The 18,163-nt window shown below is 65.3% G+C and carries 18 protein-coding genes; 13 read left to right on the forward strand and 5 right to left on the reverse strand.

Annotation, left to right across the window (positions count from 1 at the left end):
* Positions 1 to 87 precede the first annotated feature (87 nt).
* Positions 88 to 1,446, reverse strand: a complete 1,359-nt coding sequence (chrA, locus tag AC1DSF_RS22960; protein ID WP_478183484.1) for a chromate efflux transporter — start codon at positions 1,444 to 1,446, stop codon at positions 88 to 90.
* Between the two features lie 60 nt (positions 1,447 to 1,506).
* On the opposite strand from chrA, the gene AC1DSF_RS22965 reads away from it, so the two are divergent.
* On the forward strand, positions 1,507 to 2,466 hold the full coding sequence (locus AC1DSF_RS22965) for a LysR family transcriptional regulator (RefSeq protein ID WP_478128608.1): 960 nt from the start codon (positions 1,507 to 1,509) through the stop codon (positions 2,464 to 2,466).
* Positions 2,463 to 2,921: a DUF2214 family protein gene (locus tag AC1DSF_RS22970; RefSeq protein ID WP_478128609.1), complete on the forward strand. Its 459-nt coding sequence runs from the start codon at positions 2,463 to 2,465 to the stop codon at positions 2,919 to 2,921. Before AC1DSF_RS22965 ends, AC1DSF_RS22970 begins: the two co-directional genes overlap by 4 nt.
* A 125-nt stretch (positions 2,922 to 3,046) precedes the next feature.
* Here AC1DSF_RS22970 and AC1DSF_RS22975 read toward each other — a convergent pair whose 3' ends face one another.
* Entirely contained in the window at positions 3,047 to 3,304 is a 258-nt protein-coding gene (locus AC1DSF_RS22975) for a hypothetical protein (protein ID WP_478128610.1), read from the reverse strand.
* A 141-nt stretch (positions 3,305 to 3,445) separates the two neighbouring features.
* On the opposite strand from AC1DSF_RS22975, the gene argS reads away from it, so the two are divergent.
* The 6 genes from argS to AC1DSF_RS23005 all read left to right on the forward strand — a co-directional run bounded on the left by argS (position 3,446) and on the right by AC1DSF_RS23005 (position 9,850).
* Positions 3,446 to 5,119, forward strand: coding sequence for an arginine--tRNA ligase (gene argS / locus AC1DSF_RS22980; RefSeq protein ID WP_478128611.1), 1,674 nt, complete (start codon positions 3,446 to 3,448; stop codon positions 5,117 to 5,119).
* Positions 5,120 to 5,132: 13 nt separating this feature from the next.
* A complete protein-coding gene (locus AC1DSF_RS22985; RefSeq protein WP_478128612.1) occupies positions 5,133 to 5,861 on the forward strand; it encodes an SPOR domain-containing protein in 729 nt (242 codons plus the stop codon).
* 79 nt (positions 5,862 to 5,940) lie between these two features.
* Complete coding sequence (locus AC1DSF_RS22990) at positions 5,941 to 6,588, forward strand: thiol:disulfide interchange protein DsbA/DsbL (protein WP_478128613.1); 648 nt, start codon at positions 5,941 to 5,943, stop codon at positions 6,586 to 6,588.
* Positions 6,589 to 6,709: 121 nt separating this feature from the next.
* Entirely contained in the window at positions 6,710 to 7,402 is a 693-nt protein-coding gene (gene lptA / locus AC1DSF_RS22995; RefSeq protein ID WP_478128614.1) for a lipopolysaccharide transport periplasmic protein LptA, read from the forward strand.
* Entirely contained in the window at positions 7,399 to 8,193 is a 795-nt protein-coding gene (gene lptB / locus AC1DSF_RS23000; RefSeq protein WP_478183485.1) for an LPS export ABC transporter ATP-binding protein, read from the forward strand. Before lptA ends, lptB begins: the two co-directional genes overlap by 4 nt.
* Before the next feature lie 64 nt (positions 8,194 to 8,257).
* Positions 8,258 to 9,850 (forward strand): RNA polymerase factor sigma-54, encoded by a 1,593-nt coding sequence (locus AC1DSF_RS23005; protein WP_478128616.1) that lies wholly within the window; start codon positions 8,258 to 8,260, stop codon positions 9,848 to 9,850.
* On the opposite strand, the gene AC1DSF_RS23010 is transcribed toward AC1DSF_RS23005, so the two are convergent.
* Positions 9,847 to 11,622, reverse strand: coding sequence for a sensor histidine kinase (locus AC1DSF_RS23010; protein ID WP_478128617.1), 1,776 nt, complete (start codon positions 11,620 to 11,622; stop codon positions 9,847 to 9,849). The two genes, AC1DSF_RS23005 and AC1DSF_RS23010, sit on opposite strands and share 4 nt — an antisense overlap.
* Positions 11,623 to 11,669: 47 nt before the next feature.
* Here AC1DSF_RS23010 and AC1DSF_RS23015 point away from each other — a divergent pair, with 47 nt between their 5' ends.
* The 4 genes from AC1DSF_RS23015 (at position 11,670) to AC1DSF_RS23030 (ending at position 14,764) form a co-directional block, all read left to right on the forward strand.
* A complete protein-coding gene (locus AC1DSF_RS23015) occupies positions 11,670 to 12,908 on the forward strand; it encodes a THUMP domain-containing class I SAM-dependent RNA methyltransferase (protein WP_478128618.1) in 1,239 nt (412 codons plus the stop codon).
* Between the two features lie 61 nt (positions 12,909 to 12,969).
* Complete coding sequence (locus AC1DSF_RS23020; protein ID WP_478183486.1) at positions 12,970 to 13,674, forward strand: glutathione S-transferase N-terminal domain-containing protein; 705 nt, start codon at positions 12,970 to 12,972, stop codon at positions 13,672 to 13,674.
* Between the two features lie 8 nt (positions 13,675 to 13,682).
* Positions 13,683 to 14,105 carry a putative toxin-antitoxin system toxin component, PIN family gene (locus AC1DSF_RS23025; protein ID WP_478128620.1) on the forward strand — a complete coding sequence of 141 codons (423 nt, stop codon included), beginning with the start codon at positions 13,683 to 13,685 and terminating at the stop codon, positions 14,103 to 14,105.
* Positions 14,106 to 14,236: 131 nt separating this feature from the next.
* A complete protein-coding gene (locus AC1DSF_RS23030) occupies positions 14,237 to 14,764 on the forward strand; it encodes a Dps family protein (RefSeq protein WP_478128621.1) in 528 nt (175 codons plus the stop codon).
* Position 14,765: 1 nt separating this feature from the next.
* Here the strand turns inward: AC1DSF_RS23030 and AC1DSF_RS23035 are convergent, their stop codons facing one another.
* Positions 14,766 to 15,641: a BUD32 family EKC/KEOPS complex subunit gene (locus tag AC1DSF_RS23035; protein ID WP_478128622.1), complete on the reverse strand. Its 876-nt coding sequence runs from the start codon at positions 15,639 to 15,641 to the stop codon at positions 14,766 to 14,768.
* 20 nt (positions 15,642 to 15,661) lie between these two features.
* A complete protein-coding gene (locus AC1DSF_RS23040) occupies positions 15,662 to 17,356 on the reverse strand; it encodes an FMN-binding glutamate synthase family protein (RefSeq protein WP_478128642.1) in 1,695 nt (564 codons plus the stop codon).
* A gap of 24 nt (positions 17,357 to 17,380) precedes the next feature.
* Here AC1DSF_RS23040 and AC1DSF_RS23045 point away from each other — a divergent pair, with 24 nt between their 5' ends.
* Complete coding sequence (locus AC1DSF_RS23045; protein WP_478128623.1) at positions 17,381 to 18,163, forward strand: UPF0149 family protein; 783 nt, start codon at positions 17,381 to 17,383, stop codon at positions 18,161 to 18,163.

Genomic DNA, 18,163 nt, shown 5'->3' on the forward strand with positions numbered 1-18,163 from the left:
TCCGCACAGTTCTCGACCCTCGTTGTAGGCCCTTCGCGCCGGCTTCGCCATGCGAAAGAAGGCCTAGGCCCATCGGTCGATGCTTTCTCACCGGGAGCCGGGGACCAGCAGAGTCAGCGCCAACCCTGCAAGCGCGCAGATGCCGAGCAGCGGCATCACGCCGAGCTTGAGCCGGAAGAGTGCAACGAGCGCCAAGGCTGCAATCACGGCCGAGGACACATCGAAGCTCCCGCCAAAGCCTCTGGGCCAAAACACGTGGTACGCGAAGAACAGCGCCAGATTCAGGATCACGCCCACCACCGCCGCTGTGATCGCCGACAGCGGTGCGGTAAAGCCGAGCTTTCCATGGGTGGCCTCGACCAGCGGCCCGCCGACGAGGATGAAGATGAACGACGGAAGAAAGGTAAAGAAGGTCACCACGGTCGCGGCCAACGCGCCGCCCAGGAACACAGCATCCGGGCCCAGCACGCGATGCGTCCAACCGCCCACGAATCCGACGAACGCCACCACCATGATCAGAGGTCCGGGCGTTGTTTCGCCCAGCGCGAGCCCGTCGATCATCTGCGTCCCGGAGAGCCAGTGATGCTGTTCGACTGCGCCCTGGTAGACGTAGGGCAGCACGGCGTAGGCACCTCCGAAGGTCAGCAGGGCCGCCTTGGTGAAGAACCATGCCAGCTGAGTGAGCGTCGCTTGCACGCCCTGTGCGGCGATGAGTGCGCCCATCGCCGCGAGCCAAAGTCCGATGCCCGCAGTCAGCAGCCTTGCCAGGTGGCGGCGCGAGAACCGCGCATGCGCAGGCGGCGGCGTGTCGTCGTCGATCAGCGCGCGGCCATAGCTCTTCTGTTCGCTCCCATGGCCGCCGCCGAGCGCAAACACCCCCGGCGCCCGGCGTGCGCCGAAGTGGCCGATCAACCCGGCCGCGGCGACGATGGCCGGGAAAGGTGTGTCGAAGACAAAGATCGCGATGAAAGCCGCCGCTGCGATGCCCCACATCCACGCGTTCTTCAGCGCCCGGGTACCGATGCGGTGCGCAGCATGAAGAACGATGGCTGTCACCGCCGGCTTGATCCCGTAGAAGATGCCCGCCACGATCGGCACGTTGCCGAATCGAAGGTAGATCCACGACAGCCCGATCAGGATAAACAGCGACGGCAGGACGAACAGGGCGCCAGCGACGATGCCGCCCCAGGTGCGATGCATCAGCCAGCCGATGTACGTCGCCAATTGCTGGGCCTCGGGGCCGGGAAGCAGCATGCAGTAGTTGAGCGCATGCAGAAAGCGCTTCTCGCTGATCCAGCGCCTGCGCTCCACCAACTCGGTGTGCATGATGGCTATTTGCCCGGCCGGTCCGCCAAAGCTGATGAATCCGAGCTTGAGCCAGAACCTGAAAGCCTCCGCGAAGCTGACGGGGGCTGGCGCATCGCGCGTCGAGGAAAGAGGCTGCATGCGCCGAGCCTAAGCGACATAGCTGACGGCAAGGCATTGAAGGCATCATTGGCGCCTGCCATGGACCGACTCAAGCAACTCGAATCCTTCGTCTCGATCGCAACGCGCGGAAGCCTCACGGCAGCGGCCAAGGCGGAGGGGGTCGCGCCAGCCATCATCGGTCGCCGCCTCGATGCGCTCGAAGAGCGCCTGGGCGTGAAGCTGCTGGTGCGCACCACTCGGCGCATCTCGCTCACTCACGAGGGGAGCGCCTTCCTGGAAGACTGCCAGCGCCTGCTGGTCGAACTCGCGAACGCGGAGGCCAGCGTCAGTGCGGGCGGCGTGAAGGCCAGCGGCCATCTGCGGGTGACTGCGCCTGCGGGCTTCGGGCGGCGGCACGTGGCGCCGCTGGTGCCGCGATTTCATGAACTGCATCCGGAAGTGACCATCTCGCTGAACCTGAGCGACCGCGTGGTCGACATGGCCGGGGAGAGCTTCGACTGTGCGGTGCGCGTCGGCGATCTCCCCGATTCATCGCTGGTCAGCCTGCGCCTTGCCGACAATCGTCGCCGCTGCGTCGCGACGCCAGAATTCGTGCGCCGGCATGGCGCGCCTCGCCATCCTGGCGAACTGGTGCGCTTTGCGTGCCTCAGCCTGTCGAGCGACGCATCGCAGACTCGCGGGTGGGCGTTTCGCGTACCGACCGACGGCGGGGAGCACGAGGTGATCCACCTCAAGCCAACCGGGCCGCTCGATTGCTCCGACGGTCAGGTACTTCATGACTGGTGCCTGGCCGGCCACGGCATTGCGTGGCGCAGCACCTGGGAAGTCGAGGCGGAAATAGATGCTGGACTGCTCGTGCCGCTGCTCGACGAATATGCCGCTCCGCCGAATGGCATCTATGCGGTCTTTCCGCAGCGCAAGCATCTGCCGTTGCGGGTTCGGCTCTGGCTCGATTTTTTGAAGGCGCAATATGCGCGGCCGGAGTTCTGGGGCGGCACAATCGCACCGCCGTCGACAACCGAGGAACCCCACCGATGACGCTTGAAGCGATCCTTGCATACCTGCATCTCCTGGCCATTCTCACGATGGTCGTTTTCATCGCGAGCGAGGCTGCGCTCTGCCGCGTGGAGTGGCTCAACGCCGCTGTCGTGGAGCGACTCGCCAAGGTCGACATGATCTATGGCATTGCCGCCATCAGCGTGCTCGCCACCGGCGTCGCGCGCACCTTGTGGGGCATCAAGGGCACCGCGTGGTACTGGACCAATCCGCTCCTGCACGTGAAGCTCGCGCTCTTCATCATCGTGGGCGCAATCTCCATCTTCCCGACCCTCACCTACTTCCGCTGGCGCAAAACCCTGCGCTCCAGCGGCTCGCTACCCGCAGAGGCCGACATCCGCAAGACTCGCAAACTCGTGATGATCCAGGCGCACATCATCGCCGTCATCCCCCTCGTCGCAGTCTTCTTCGCCCGCGGCTTCGCCGCAAGATCCTAGGCTCGCACAGGCCGTCCGCCGCTGAGCCCAATCCGTGGAACACCGCGGAACCGGCTTCGCCGGGCCGCCGGTGTTGCCCCCAGCAGGGGGGTGGAGAGCGACACGAAGTGCGCGAGCCTGGGGGGTTAAGTGTTTTCACACTTTTTCATGAAGCTGTTCTTGGCCGCCCCAGCCAGCGCCTTGCCATTCTTGTCGATCGCCTTCGCCGCGCAACTCGACTCCACGGCTGCCTTCGCGTCTTTTTGGCACTTCTTGACGAAACTCGTCTTGGCGGCGCCGTTCAGCTTCTTGTCCGCAGCCTGAGCATCACAAGTGGATTGCGCATGCGCGGCGCCGAAGGACAGCGATGCGCCCAGAGCCAGCAGGGAAAGGAGTTTTTTCATGGTGTTTGGAATCCTTGACGACAGGTTGTGACTGGTTCCCCCACCCCGGGGCTGTCCACTCTAACGGGCGACCTTCACGGTTGGATGACCTTCATTGACGAACGTGACGTATCCCGGTTTTGCCCCCGGTAAAATCCCGCGATGCTATTGGTCAAACAGGAGCTGCTCGCGGCGCTCGCGAACACGCTCGAATCCCTCTCGCCCGGCGCCGGCAACAAAGCCGCGTTCGAGTCACCCAAGGTCGCCGCACATGGCGATTTCGCCAGCACAGCCGCCATGCAGCTCGCCAAGCCGCTCCAGCGCAAGCCGCGCGAGCTGGCCGAAGAACTCAGCGCCGCATTGCTGGCGACGCCGGCCTTCACCCAGTGGGTGGAGTCGATCGAAATCGCCGGCCCTGGTTTCCTCAACATCCGCCTCAAGACGGCCGCCAAGCAACAGGTGGTGCGCGAAGTACTGAATTCGGGCGATGCTTTCGGTAGCCAGCCCGCTGGTGGAGAACGCGTCCTCGTCGAATTCGTTTCGGCAAACCCGACCGGCCCTCTGCATGTGGGCCATGGGCGCCAGGCCGCACTGGGGGACGCCATCTGCAACCTGCTTGCAACGCAGGGCCAGAGCGTCTATCGCGAGTTCTATTACAACGATGCCGGCGTGCAGATCCAGACGCTTGCGACCAGCACGCAATTGCGCGCCAAGGGGCTCAAGCCGGGCGAACCGGGATGGCCCGAGCAGGCCTACAACGGCGAATACATCGCCGATATCGCCGAGGATTTCAAGGCGAAGAAAACGGTCCGCTCGGACGACCGCGAATACACCGCCAGCGGCGACGTCGAAGACATCGACTCGATCCGCCAGTTTGCCGTTGCCTACCTGCGCCATGAACAGGACTTGGACCTGAAGGCTTTCCAGGTGAAGTTCGACAACTACTACCTGGAGTCCAGCCTCTACACGAGCGGGCGCGTCGAGGCGACGGTAAAGAAGCTCATCGAAGCCGGCAAGACCTACGAGCAGGACGGCGCGTTGTGGCTCAAGTCGACCGACTACGGCGACGACAAGGACCGCGTCATGCGCAAGGGCGACGGCACCTACACCTACTTCGTGCCCGACGTGGCCTATCACATCGCCAAGTGGGAGCGCGGCTTCCACAAGGTCGTCAACATCCAGGGCACCGACCACCACGGCACGATCGCGCGCGTGCGCGCCGGCCTGCAAGCAGCGGGCGTCGGTATCCCGGCCGGCTACCCGGACTACGTCCTGCACACCATGGTGCGCGTGATGCGGGGCGGCGAAGAGGTCAAGATCAGCAAACGGGCGGGCAGCTACGTCACGCTGCGCGACCTGATCGAATGGACCAGCACCGACGCCGTGCGCTTCTTCCTTCTGAGCCGCAAGCCCGATACCGAATACACCTTCGACATCGATCTCGCGCTGGCGCAGAACAACGACAACCCCGTCTACTACGTGCAGTACGCGCATGCGCGCATCTGCTCGGTGCTGGCGGGCTGGGGCGGTGACGTCGGCACACTGAACGACGTCGACCTCTCGCCGTTGCAGAGCGCTGCCTCGCAGGCGCTGCTGCTGCAGATCGCCAAATATCCAACCATGCTCACGGCAGCGGCCAAGGATTTTGCGCCGCACGACGTGACCTTCTATCTGCGCGAACTGGCCGCGACCTATCACAGCTATTACGACGCCGAGCGCATTCTGGTCGACGAAGAGCCCGTGAAGCTGGCGCGCCTGGCCCTCGTCGCCGCGACCGCACAGGTGCTGCACAATGGCCTCGCTGTTCTCGGCGTGAGCGCGCCGAGGAAGATGTGATTTGACTTCCACCATGAATAAAAGACAAAGCGGCAATATCGTCATCGGCCTGATCATCGGCCTCGTGCTCGGGCTCGGTGTGGCGCTGGGCATCGCGGTCTATGTGACCAAGGTGCCGATTCCGTTCATGACGAAAACCCAGCGCAGCGGCCCCGAGCAGGACGAGGCCGAGGCGCGCAAGAACCGCGATTGGGATCCGAATGCGCCGCTGGCAGGCAAGTCGGCGCCGGCCGCCCGTCCACCGGCCGCGCCAGCCAATGCCGCCGCGACGCCATCCCAGCCGGCCACCGTCGGCCCGTTGAATCCGCCGAGCTCGGCGCCCGTTCCCGTGGTGGTGGCGCCGGCAACGCCGGCGCGTCCCCCGCGCACCGCACCCGTGCCAGCCGAGGCGAATGCAACGCCGTCCAGCGACCCCCTCGGTGATCTGGCCCGCGCCCGATCGGGCATCGGGGCATCGAGCACCACTGCGAGCGCTAGCGCGAATTCGTCGGGCGCCAGCGCCGATCCCTTTGTCTATTTCGTCCAGGCCGGCGCCTACCGCACGCCGGAAGATGCCGAAGCCCAACGCGCCAAACTGTCGCTGATGGGTGTCGAGGCCCGCGTGACCGAGCGCGAGCAAGCGGGGCGCACCGTTTACCGTGTGCGTGCGGGTCCATTCAACAAGAAAGACGACGCCGATCGGCTCAAGGAGCGGCTGGACAGCGGCGGTCTCGAGTCCGCCCTGGTTCGCGTCCAACGTTGAGCTTTGCCAACCTTCACTTCGCGCTCCGGGAACTCCACCCGGAGGCCGGGCTCTTTCAGCCGCATAGGAGAATTCATATATGAAACGTCGTGACTTTTCGCTGGCCGCAGCTTCGCTGGGTCTTCTTCCGCTGGCCGCACCTTCGCACGCTCAGCAGCAACCTCCCAAAGCTGGCAAGGACTACATTGTCCTGGGCAAGCCTGCGCCGGTCGACACGCCGGCTGGCAAGGTCGAAGTGATCGAATTCTTCTCGTACAACTGCCCGCATTGCGCAGCGTTCGAGCCCCAACTGGAAGCATGGGCCAAGAAGCTGCCCGCGAACGTTGCTTTCAAGCGCGTGCCCGTGCCTTTCGTCGGCAACGACACCGAAGCCAAGCAGCGCCTGTACTACACGCTGGAAGCCATGGGCAAGGTGGACGAATTCCAGCCGGTGCTCTTCGATGCCATCCACAAGCAGCGGCAGCCGATCTTCGGCGATGCGGCCATCCTCGCTTGGGCAGAAAAGCAGCAAGGCCTGGATGCCAAGAAGTTCGCCGAACTGTTCAAGTCTTTCTCGGTGGTCGGCAAAGCCAAGCGCGCCGCCCAACTCACGAACGACTATCAGGTGGCCGGAGTACCCGCATTCGGCGTGGCCGGGCGCTGGTATGTTGACGGTGAAACAGCCGGTTCGATGGAGCGCGCACTGCAGGTCGTGGATTCGCTGGTTGCCGAAGCCCGCAAGGGCTGACAAGGTCGGGCCGGCCCGACTTCCTTCCCCCGAAAGGCCCGCTTTGGCGGGCTTTTTCGCTAGGCCTGCACGGCCGCGCCAACCCGGGGGCATACAATCACAGAGCAAGTTTCGTGCCTCTATGCAATCCCCCCTTACCTTCATCCCTATTCGTCGTTCAGGTCGCGCGCTGTTGCTGGCGCTGGTCTTCACCGGCATCGCATCGTTTGCGCAAGCCGAGCAGGCCGACCGCGCCAAGCCCATGAACATCGAGGCCGACTCGATGCGCTATGACGATCTCAAGCAGACCAGCGTGTTCACAGGCAACGTGGTGGTCACCAAGGGCACTATCCTCATCCGCGGCGACCGCATCGACGTCCGCCAGGACCCGGAAGGCTACCAATATGGCGTGGTCACCGGCGCACCAGGAAAACTTGCGTACTACAAGCAAAAGCGCGATGCCGGTACGGACGAGTGGATCGAAGGCCAGGGCGAAACCATCGAATACGACAGCCGCGCCGACAACGTGAAGTTCATCCGCCAGGCCGTCATGCGCCGGCTGATCGGCGCGACCGTCAACGACGAAAGCAGCGGCCCGATGATCGTCTACGACCAGAGCAACGACACGTTCACCGTCAACGGATCATCCGTGCCTCCGAATGCCGGCGTGGCCACTCAGCCCGGCGGACGCGTCCGAGCCATCCTGACGCCCAAGGCCGCCGCGGCCCCAGCGCCTGCCGCTGGCGGCAAGCCGGCGCCCGCCGCGGCCGCCAAGCCCGCCGAGGGCAGGGGCCTGCGGTCCACCACCATCTTGGGCGGAGAGGCAAAGAAGTGATCGAGACCGCTGGCATGAGCACGGGCGCTGATATGGCGGGAAGCCGCCTGGAGGCGCGCGGCCTGCAAAAAAGCTACGGCAGCCGTACTGTCGTCAAGGACGTCTCGCTGGGCGTGCAAAAGGGCGAAGTCGTCGGCTTGCTTGGCCCCAACGGCGCCGGCAAGACGACGTCTTTCTACATGATCGTCGGCCTCGTTCGCGCAGATGCCGGCGAGATCACCATCGACGGCGAGCCCATCGCCCACATGCCCATCCACCGCCGCGCGCGCATGGGGCTCAGCTACCTGCCGCAGGAAGCATCGATCTTTCGCAAGCTCACGGTCGAGGAAAACGTCCGGGCCGTGCTCGAACTGCAGTACGAGCCCGATTCCCAGGGGCGGCTGGCGCCCCTGAGTAAGCAACGCATCGAGGAGCACCTGGCCGAACTGCTGGCCGATCTGCGCGTCGACCATCTGCGCGATTCGCCTGCGCTGGCCCTGTCCGGCGGTGAGCGCCGTCGCGTCGAGATCGCCCGCGCCCTGGCCACGCAGCCGCGCTTCATCCTGCTCGACGAACCGTTCGCGGGGATCGACCCCATCGCCGTGATCGAGATCCAGCGGATCATCAGTTTCCTGAAAGAGCGTGGCATCGGTGTGCTGATCACCGACCACAACGTCCGTGAAACGCTGGGCATCTGCGATCACGCTTTCATCATCAGCGATGGGCACGTGCTCGCCCAAGGCACGCCCTCGGAAATCGTCGACAACGCCGAGGTGCGGCGCGTCTACCTCGGTGAGCATTTCAGGATGTGACCATGTTGCTCCCCCTCTGGCTACGCACTTCGTGCTCCGTACAGGCGAGGGCTAACGGTTTCCTATGAAGCAGGGTCTCTCGCTGCGTGTTTCGCAGCACCTCGCGTTGACGCCCCAACTGCAGCAGTCGATCCGTCTGCTTCAGCTCTCCACGCTCGAGCTTTCGCAGGAAGTCGAGCAGATGCTGGACGACAACCCATTCCTGGAGCGCACCGCCGAGGAAGCTGCGCGCGAGGAATTCGGCCTGGATGCCGCTGACGCACCCGTTCGGGACGACGACCGGATGGCCGAGGGTGAGGGTGAAGGCGACTTCGTGGCGGGTCCATCCAGCTCGACGGCGGAATCTACAACCACGTCCAGCGCCGACACCGAGGCTGCCACCGGCGAAGGTACCGACAGCGAACCCGACTGGGAGGGCGACGGCACCACCGATCTCGCGCCGGACGACAGCGAATGGGGTGGCGATGCGCCGGCCCGTGCCAACAACCTCGGCGACGACGAGCGCACCGACGCGACCGAACTCGCGCGCAGCCAAGAGTCCCTCCAGTCGTTTCTGCATCGTCAGGCGCTGGGACTTCGGCTGACGGATACCGACCGTGCGGCGCTGCGCTTTCTGATCGAATCCCTCAACGACGACGGATACCTCGAAGACTCGCTCCCCGCGCTCGCGTCCGGCCTTGCCGGCGACGACAACGACCAGTTCGACGACCTCGTGCATCACTTCCAGGTCGCGCTCGGCCTGCTGCAGAGCCTGGAGCCGGTGGGCGTCGGCGCGCGCAGCCTTGGGGAGTGCCTCAGCATCCAGTTGCGCGCACTGGCGAGCGAGGACGAAAGCGAAGAAGAAGCGCAGATCCGCAAGACTGCCATCGCCGTCTGCAAGCAGCCGATGGAATTGCTGGCACGGCGTGACATCAAGCGCCTCGTCACGCTCACGCGAAGCAACGAGAACGAAGTCCGCGGCGCGCTGCAACTCATCGCCAAGCTCGAGCCCAAGCCCGGCCGCCGCTTCGTCGACGTGGAGCGCAACGTGGTCATTCCGGACGTGATCGTTTCGCGCGTCGGCAACGGCACGAACACCAAGTTCCGCGTGATGCTCAACCCCGAAGTCATGCCGCGCCTGCGCGTGCACGACATCTATGCCAGCGCGCTCAAGCAGCACAAGGGCGAAGGCAGCCAGGCCCTGTCGCAGCGCCTGCAGGAGGCGCGGTGGTTCATCAAGAACATCCAGCAGCGTTTCGACACCATCTTGCGCGTGTCCAATGCGATCGTCGAGCGGCAAAAAAGCTTCTTCGTCCATGGCGAACTCGCGATGCGTCCACTGGTGCTTCGCGAGATCGCCGACGAACTGGGCCTGCACGAATCAACCATCAGCCGCGTGACCACGGCCAAGTACATGGCCACGCCCTACGGCACCGTGGAGCTCAAGTATTTCTTCGGCTCGGCACTTGGTACTGAAACCGGCGGCAACGCCTCCAGCACGGCAGTTCGGGCGCTGATCAAACAGTTCGTGAGTGCGGAGGACCTCAAGAAGCCGCTGTCGGACAGCCAGATTTCCGAAATGCTCAAGGAGCAGGGCATCGAGTGCGCTCGCCGCACCGTCGCGAAGTATCGCGAGGCCCTGCGCATCGCGCCGGCCAATCTGCGCAAGGCGCTCTAGGGGACCGGATCGCGCTGCGCACGCAGCAGCAGCGTGCGCAGCGCTGAAGTCTGCACAGGCTTGCGCAGCGCCTGCCAACCGCGCTCGCGGGCCAGTTCAAGCGTGGCGTCGTCGATGTCTGCCGAAATCAATGCAATCGCGAGGCGCGGATTTCGCCGTTGCAGCTCCTGGGCGAGCGCGATGCCGTCGAGCTCGCCGGGCAACCGGATGTCGCACAGGGCGATTTCGAAATCGGGGAGGTAGGGCAGCGCCAATGCTTCCGCCGCGCAGGCGCAGACATATGGACGCGCACCCCATAGACGCAGCAGCGCCGCCACGCTGTCGGCCACCACGGCGTTGTCCTCGACCACGAGCACTGCGAGGCCCGGCCGCAGTGTGGCCGGGGTGGCGGCGGCATCGGCGGCCAGACCCATCGACGACGCCACTGGCGTGCCTTCTGGCGCGACCGGCAATTCGAAGCCGAACACGGATCCGCGCCCAGGCGCCGAACGCAGCGTGACCTGGACGCCCAGCCGATCGGCAAGCCGCCGCACGATGGCGAGCCCCAGACCATGGCCGCGCTGCAGGTTGCGCTCGATGTTGCCGACCTGTTCGAAATCACCGAACACGCGCTCCTGCGCTTCCGGCGCAATGCCGATTCCGGCGTCTCGCACCTCGATGCGCCACCCTCCAGGCCGCCGCCGGCAGGCCAGCAGCACGCGTCCTCTCGGCGTGAACTTCAGCGCGTTGTCGACCAGGTTTCCAAGGATGCGCCGCAGCGCCACGGCGTCGGTCCAGACCAGCACATTGGCGGGGCACCGCACACGAACGCGACCGCTGCCCGCTTGGCGTGCCAAGTCATTCAGCAGCGGCGCCAGCGCCACGGCAACCGGCGCGATCGGATCCACCGCGGCCTCGATGCGCCCGATCTCGAGCAACTGATTGGTCAAGCCTTCCAGCGCCTGCTGCGCCCGCGACAGCGCAGCGACGGTGTTCTGCACCGTCGATCGATCTTCGCCGACATCCAACTGGTGCCGGAGCACCTCGGCTTGGAGACCCATCGCCATGACCGGCTGGCGCAAATCATGATTGGCCGCCGAGAAGAAGCGCAAGCGCTCGGCCTGCGCCTGTTGAGATTCGCGCAGCCCCGCCAGTGCCTGCGCGCGCAGTGCGCTTTCGTTGTGGCGCAGGCCGATGTTTTCCTCGAGCTGCCGCGCACGCTCGGCCACCAGGCGCCAGACCATGGCGAGCAGGCCGATACCCAGCAGTGCCAGCACCATCATGGACGGCGCGCCGAATGCCAGGCCCATGACGATCACCGGCGCCAACAGCAAGGTGATCGCCAATTGCATGGCAGGCGTGTAGTACGAGACCGAAAACACCGACGACAGCGTCATCGCCATGACCACCAGACCGATCATCAGCTGCGAGGTGGCATCGGCACGATCGAAGAGCAGCACGCCCGCCGCGCCGTGGGCGCCCTCATGCACCGCGATGCGCAGGGTGTGCAGGCGCAAGGCCGGCCGGATGTTCTCCGGCGTGAGCGGATCCGGCAGCCGTTGCGGAAAGAAGCCGCGATACGCGGTGGTGGCCGCGATCATCGCGATCCAGATGGCCGCATGCTGCACCGAGTACTGCCATGCGAAAAGGGCTGCCACGCCGCAGTCGAGCAGAAACTGCACGAGCAGCACCGGCCCGCTCGGCTGGGTGCTGAGCCGCAGAACCTCGCAATGCACAGCGAACCGATCGGCTGTGGAAGCCTCTGCGACGGCTGTGGTGGGCAAGGAACTCATCGGCGGCCCACTATAGAGCAGCATCGAGACAAGGCGACAATCGGGCCGTGAATGATCTTTCGCTTTTTCTTCCCTGCGCCGCCGGCGTCGAGGATTTCCTTGCACAGGAAGTGCATGCGCTGACCGGCCGCGTCGGCCAGGACCTCCTGACGCTGCGCGGCGGCGTGCGGGTGCGAGCCGACTGGCGCGACGCCTTGAAGCTCAATCTCCACAGCCGTCTGGCGCAGCGCGTGCTGATCGAGCTGGCCCATGCGCCTTATCGCAGCGAGAACGACCTTTACGCCATCGCGAACGGCGTGGCTTGGGAAATCTGGTTCACCCCGAAGCAGACCTTCAAGATTGAGACCACGGCCCAGCACAGCCCGTTGCAGAGCCTGAACTTCGCCACCCTGCGCATCAAGGACGCCATTGCCGACCGCTTTCGGGCCAAGGCAGGCGGCGTGCGGCCGAGCATCGAAACCCAGTGGCCCGACAGCCGAGTGTTCGCGCACCTGACCACCGACGATTGCACCCTCTACATCGACACCTCCGGCGAGCCGCTCTTCAAACGCGGCTGGCGGCAGGACAAGGGCGATGCGCCTCTCAAGGAAACGCTTGCGGCAGCCATGCTGGCTGCCAGCGGCTGGTGGAACCCCGAAACCGGCGCGGTGTCGACCCAGCCCCTGTACGACCCCTGCTGCGGCAGCGGAACCATCGCTATCGAGGCGGCGCAGATTGCGTCCGGCATCGCCGCGGGCTCGCTGCGGCGGTTCGGCTTCGAAAAGCTGCTGCCTTTTCAGGCCCACGTCTGGGCCGCCCTCAAAGCCGAGGCGGCGCCGAAGGAGCCGAAGCAGGCGCCCGCCGTTTTTGGCTCCGACGTCTCGCACCGCATGGTGGACTTCGCCGAACGCAATGCCGAGCGTGCCGGCGTCGCGCAAGCCATTCAGTTCCGCGGCGGTGACGCTTTGCAGCGAATGCCGCCCGCCGAATCTGGCGTGATCGTGCTGAACCCGCCTTACGGTGAACGCATCGAAGTCGGCGGCGTATCGCGCGGCCGCGAACAGGCGCAGACCGAAGACGGCGGACAGTTCTTCAGTCAACTGGCCACCCACTGGAAAAAGAACTTCGCAGGCTGGACCGCCTGGGTGCTCACGCCCGATCTCCAATTGCCCAAGCGCATGCGGCTCAAGGAATCGCGCCGCGTGCCGATGTGGAACGGTCCCATCGAATGCCGTTTGTTCCGATTCGACATGGTTGCGGGCTCGGCCCGCGCACGGCCTGCGCCGGAGCCGCCTGCCAAGGATTAGCGGCTGGGACAGAATGGCGCCCACGTCATTCCGTCAACCAAGTCCCAAGTCACATCGCACCATGACAGACCTGTCCGCTTTCCCCATCACCAAGAAATGGCCCGCGCAGCATCCCGAGCGGCTTCAGCTCTATTCGCTGCCCACGCCCAACGGCGTGAAGGTGTCCATTGCGCTGGAAGAAACCGGCCTGCCGTATGAGCCCCATCTGGTCAGCTTCGAGAAGCAGGACCAGATGTCGCCGGAATTCCTCTCGCTCAATCCCAACAACAAGATCCCGGCCATCATCGATCCGAATGGCCCCGGTGGAAAGCCGCTCGCATTGTTCGAATCCGGCGCCATCCTCATCTACATCGCTGACAAGACCGGCAAGCTGCTCCCGAAGGACCCGGCTGCGCGCTATGAGGCCATCCAGTGGCTCATGTTCCAGATGGGCGGCATCGGTCCCATGTTCGGCCAGCTCGGCTTCTTCAACAAGTTTGCCGGCAAGGCCTATGAAGACAAGCGGCCGCGTGACCGCTATGTCGAAGAGTCCAAGCGCCTGCTGCGCGTGCTGAACCAGCGCCTGGAGGGCCGCGCCTGGCTCATGGGCGACGACTACACCATTGCCGACATCGCGACCTTCCCGTGGGTGCGCAATCTCGTCGGCTTTTATGAGGCAGGCGACCTCGTCGGGATCTCCGACTTCCCGCACGTGACGCGCGCGCTGGAGGCTTTCGTCGCCCGGCCGGCGGTCGTTGCCGGCCTGGGAATCCCGCGCCGCGATTGAGCCCGCTTGTGCCGCCTTCAGCGCCCATCGGCAGCGTCGTCCTCGACACCAACATCGTGTTGGACCTGCTGGTGTTCGATGATCCTGCACGCGCCCCGCTCGAAGCCGCGCTCCAGGCCGGAGGACTGTGCTGGCTTGCCACCGCAGACATGCGCGGCGAGCTCGCGCGAGTGCTCGGCTATCCGCTGATCGCGAACCGGCTGGCCTCGCAGGGTCGCGAAGCCTCGGAGGTGCTCGCCGCCTTCGATGCGCGTTGCCGAATGGTCGATGGCACGCCGACGCGGGCGCCATGTGTCTGCAGCGATCCGGACGACCAGATGTTCATCGACCTTGCTGTGGCGCATCGCGCACGGCTCTTGAGCAAGGACCGGGCGGTACTTTCAATGCGCAAGCGGCTGGCGGCTCTTGGCGTCGAGGTCGATCGGGCTTAACTTTCAGGTTTTGAATTTGTGTGCCGGAATGCGGCATCCGGTGGTACACCCCTTTCTTGCGCTCAACACGCAATGGCGTGCCGAGCGCGACAACCGGAAGCGAACCGTTCATCATCAAGGAGTCCATGACCATGGCAGATCTGAAAAACGCGAAGGATGCAAAGAAGCGGCGGCTGGCGCCCCTGAAGACACCGAGTCCCTTGGGCGCCGAGGCAGTCCGCGACATCTCGGCGGAGCTCAATGTGCTTCTTGCCGATACCTTCGCGCTGTATTTGAAGACCAAGAACTTCCACTGGCACATGTCCGGTCCGTACTTCCGCGACTACCACCTGCTGCTGGACGATCAGGCCGATCAGATCTACGCCACCATCGACCCCATCGCCGAACGCGTGCGCAAGCTCGGCGGCACTACGCTGCGCTCCACAGGGCAGATCACGCGCCTGCAACGCATCGCCGACAACGATGCCGACTTCGTGACGCCGGCCGACATGCTGGCCGAACTGCGCGAGGACAACCAGCGCGTGGCCGCCTTCATGCGCGAGACCCATTCGCTTTGCGACGAATACGGCGACGTCGCCACGGCCAGCCTGCTGGAAATGTGGATCGACGACGCTGAGCGGCGGACCTGGTTTCTCTTCGAATCAGGGCGCCAGACCTGAGCTAGGCGCCGTACCAGCGGGCCATCAGGCTCGCCACGGCACGCACTCGCTGCGTGTCGCGCCCCCAGCGGCGGCCGGATGGCAGGTGCCGGAGCCAGCGGGTGCGCCGCGCAGCCAGGGCGAGCCGTGCCCGCACTTCGTCGCTCGCATCGGCCAGCGTCCTGTGCCAGTGCGCTCCGGCGGCGTGCGGTGACGCTGCATCGACCAGCATCGCGGTCGAGTGCAGGTAGCTGAGCCAGTCCCGGGCCTGGCATTCGGCCAGCGGCAGCGTTTCGCCCGGGTCGTCCTCGAAATCGATATAGCCGATGGTGCCGTCGGGGCACTGCACCAGATTGCGATCGAAGGCCTGGCTCAGATAAGCATCGCGGGAATGGACCAGCGCGATGGCCGCAAGGCCCTCGCTCCATACCGCGAGCAGCGATGCGGGGCCCGCCGCTGCTGCATGGTCGAGCTTTTCCTGCAGCACGACGGCCGGCCGGCCGCTTTCGCCCAGGTCGGAAATCATCAGTCCGTCAGGCTGCTGTGCCAGCACCGTCGGAACACGCAGGCCCGCCAGTGCGAGCTGCTCGAGCCTGCGCGCCTCGATCACCAGCGCTGCCTCGCCGCCCGGGTTGGGCACGGGCGCCAGCACATCGAGCCGCAGGATGGCCGAGATCGCCGCTTGCAGGCGGTAGCGCATCATCCCGTGGCGCGGCCCGGCCTTCTTGATCCACACGCGCTCCGTGCCGAAGCGATGGCTGGCCACCGCTTTGGTCTGCTGCGGCAGCATGGCCCGCAGAAACTCGGCGTAGTCGTCGGCCTGGTGTGGCACCGCGGCCGCTTCGAGCGGCGCCGGCGCCGAGGCAAACCCCTTGCGCATCTGTACGCGGGTCGACATCCCGCCCCTTCTCACAGGATTCATACGGCCAAGGCCAAAGGCTGGAAGCTGCGCGCGCTGGCGAGCGGCCAGTAGTTGCGAAACACGGTGTGCAAGCCGTCCAGCGGCCCCAGCAGCGCGCCCGGCTGCACCTGCATCACCAGATTGCTCAGCAGGCGAACCTCCGTGTCGGAGATGCGGCGCACGATGTGGTGCGCGGTGATTTGCTGGGGATGGTCGAGCCCGGCGGCCTGCACCAGTTCCTTCAGTGCATGCAGCGTGCTGCGATGAAAGTTGTGCACGCGGTCGGCCTTTGTCGGCACCACCAGGGCTTTCTGCCGCACCGGGTCCTGCGTCGTCACGCCCGTCGGGCAGAAGCCGGTGTGGCAGGCCTGCGCCTGGATGCAGCCCAGCGACATCATGAAACCCCGCGCCGCATTGCACCAGTCAGCGCCCAGCGCCATCATCCGCGCCACGTCGAAGGCGGTGATCACCTTGCCGGCACAGCCGATCTTGATTCGATCGCGCAGGCCGACGCCGATCAGCGTGTTGTGCACCAGCAGGAGCCCTTCCTGGAGCGGCGCGCCCACGTGATCGCTGAATTCGACCGGCGCCGCACCCGTGCCGCCTTCCGCGCCGTCGACCACGATGAAGTCCGGCGTCAGGCCCGTCTCCTGCATGGCCTTGACGATCGCGAACCATTCCCAGGGATGCCCCAGGCAGAACTTGAAGCCGCAGGGCTTGCCGCCGGAAAGCACACGCAGCCGGGCGATGAAATGCATCATCTCCACGGGTGTCGAGAAGGCGCTGTGCGACGAGGGCGAAACGCATTCGACGCCCACCGGCACACCCCGGGCGGCGGCGATTTCAGGCGTGACCTTCGGCGCGGGCAGGACGCCCCCGTGCCCCGGCTTGGCGCCCTGGCTCAGCTTGAGCTCGATCATCTTGACCTGCGGGTCGCGCGCGTTGGCGATGAAGCGCTCTTCGCTGAAGCTGCCGTCGTCGTTGCGGCAGCCGAAGTAGCCCGAGCCGATCTCCCAGATCAAATCGCCGCCGTGGACGCGATGGTGCGACGAGATCGAACCTTCGCCCGTGTCATGCGCAAAGCCGCCCAGGCTTGCGCCGCGGTTCAGCGCCATGATCGCGTTGGCGGACAGCGCGCCGAAGCTCATCGCCGAAATATTGAACACGCTCGCGCTGTAGGGCTGGGTGCAGACCTCGCCGGCGGCGGACGCAGGATTGGGCGTGCCGCCGATCACGATTCGGAAATCATGGTCGTCCAGGCGGGTGGGCTGCATCGAATGATTGATCCACTCATAGCCGGAGATCGTGACGTCGAGCTGCGTCCCGAAAGGCCGGTTGTCGGGCTCGCCCTTGCTGCGTTGGTAGACCAGCGAGCGCTGTGCGCGCGAAAAAGGCGCCGCTTCGGAATCGCTTTCGATGAAGTACTGCCGCATCTCGGGCCGGATGTATTCCAGCAGGAAACGCAGGTGGCCGATCACGGGATAGTTGCGCAAGATGGCGTGCGGCGTCTGTCGCAGGTCGTGCACGCCGGTGCCGCTGAGCACCGCGAAAACCACGAAAGCGACCCAACCCGTCCACAGGGTCGGCATGAGCAGTACAGCGGCCAGACTGGCAAATAAGCCAGCCACGCACAGCACAAAGGCCGTGTAACGCGTTGGAAACGGCGGAATCAGCGGTGTAGGAATAAGGAGTCTCCGGGAACCTTGCTGCATCATAGAGGGCTCCCTGTGCCAGACATGACTACCCTTTCAGACCCCCAGAACCCCTCTCAGCCCGACAACGCACCGCTCGGGCCCGACGATTTCGACGCGCAGGACCAGGCGCTCGATGCAATGCGCGAGCAGGACGAAGAGATCCCCCAGTGGGAATTCTGCGAAGGCTTCATGGCCGCGCTGGTCTGCACGCGCCGGCCGATCGAGCCGGCCGAGTACTGGCCTGTGCTGCTCGGCGACACATTCGCACCGGCGCAGCACATGGAATTCGTCTGGCGGTGGAAACGCCGCTGGCGCGAGATCGAGACCGGCCTCGACGCCGATGTGCAATCGCTGGACGACGAACGCACCTGGCAGCCCGAAGTGCTCGACACGCGCGGCGCCATCGCCGCGCTGCCGGAAGAAGAGCGCGCCGAAATGGCGGGCGAAGCCATCCCGTCTTTCGCCCAAGTGTGGGCGCTCGGCTTCATGTATGCGGTCGAGAACTGGCCCGATGAATGGACCCCGCCGCGCGACAAGGAAGGCGCGCAGATGCTCGACGAAGCGCTTGACGCCATCGTCACGCTGACCGAGGACGACAAGGGCACACCGACGGCTTCGATGTACAGCGAAGACGGCCCGCCGAGCGTGAGCCAGGAACGCATCGACGATTTCGGCGCGGCGATCTGGGCCGTGTACGACCTGCGCCAGCTATGGCGCAGCATGGGCCCGCGCGTGGAGACCATCCGCAAGGAGGCGACGCCCGGGCGCAACGATCCTTGCCCTTGCGGGAGTGGCAAGAAGTACAAGAAGTGCCACGGCGCCTGA

The sequence above is a fragment of the Variovorax sp. 01N429 genome, from assembly GCF_056399425.1.

Coding starts and splice junctions, on each gene's coding strand:
- chrA (WP_478183484.1), bottom strand. CDS start 1,446: ATGCAGCCTCTTTCCTCGACGCGCGATGCGCCAGCCCCCGTCAGCTTC.
- AC1DSF_RS22965 (WP_478128608.1), top strand. CDS start 1,507: ATGGACCGACTCAAGCAACTCGAATCCTTCGTCTCGATCGCAACGCGC.
- AC1DSF_RS22970 (WP_478128609.1), top strand. CDS start 2,463: ATGACGCTTGAAGCGATCCTTGCATACCTGCATCTCCTGGCCATTCTC.
- AC1DSF_RS22975 (WP_478128610.1), bottom strand. CDS start 3,304: ATGAAAAAACTCCTTTCCCTGCTGGCTCTGGGCGCATCGCTGTCCTTC.
- argS (WP_478128611.1), top strand. CDS start 3,446: ATGCTATTGGTCAAACAGGAGCTGCTCGCGGCGCTCGCGAACACGCTC.
- AC1DSF_RS22985 (WP_478128612.1), top strand. CDS start 5,133: ATGAATAAAAGACAAAGCGGCAATATCGTCATCGGCCTGATCATCGGC.
- AC1DSF_RS22990 (WP_478128613.1), top strand. CDS start 5,941: ATGAAACGTCGTGACTTTTCGCTGGCCGCAGCTTCGCTGGGTCTTCTT.
- lptA (WP_478128614.1), top strand. CDS start 6,710: ATGCAATCCCCCCTTACCTTCATCCCTATTCGTCGTTCAGGTCGCGCG.
- AC1DSF_RS23005 (WP_478128616.1), top strand. CDS start 8,258: ATGAAGCAGGGTCTCTCGCTGCGTGTTTCGCAGCACCTCGCGTTGACG.
- AC1DSF_RS23010 (WP_478128617.1), bottom strand. CDS start 11,622: ATGAGTTCCTTGCCCACCACAGCCGTCGCAGAGGCTTCCACAGCCGAT.
- AC1DSF_RS23020 (WP_478183486.1), top strand. CDS start 12,970: ATGACAGACCTGTCCGCTTTCCCCATCACCAAGAAATGGCCCGCGCAG.
- AC1DSF_RS23030 (WP_478128621.1), top strand. CDS start 14,237: ATGGCAGATCTGAAAAACGCGAAGGATGCAAAGAAGCGGCGGCTGGCG.
- AC1DSF_RS23035 (WP_478128622.1), bottom strand. CDS start 15,641: ATGTCGACCCGCGTACAGATGCGCAAGGGGTTTGCCTCGGCGCCGGCG.
- AC1DSF_RS23040 (WP_478128642.1), bottom strand. CDS start 17,356: ATGCAGCAAGGTTCCCGGAGACTCCTTATTCCTACACCGCTGATTCCG.
- AC1DSF_RS23045 (WP_478128623.1), top strand. CDS start 17,381: ATGACTACCCTTTCAGACCCCCAGAACCCCTCTCAGCCCGACAACGCA.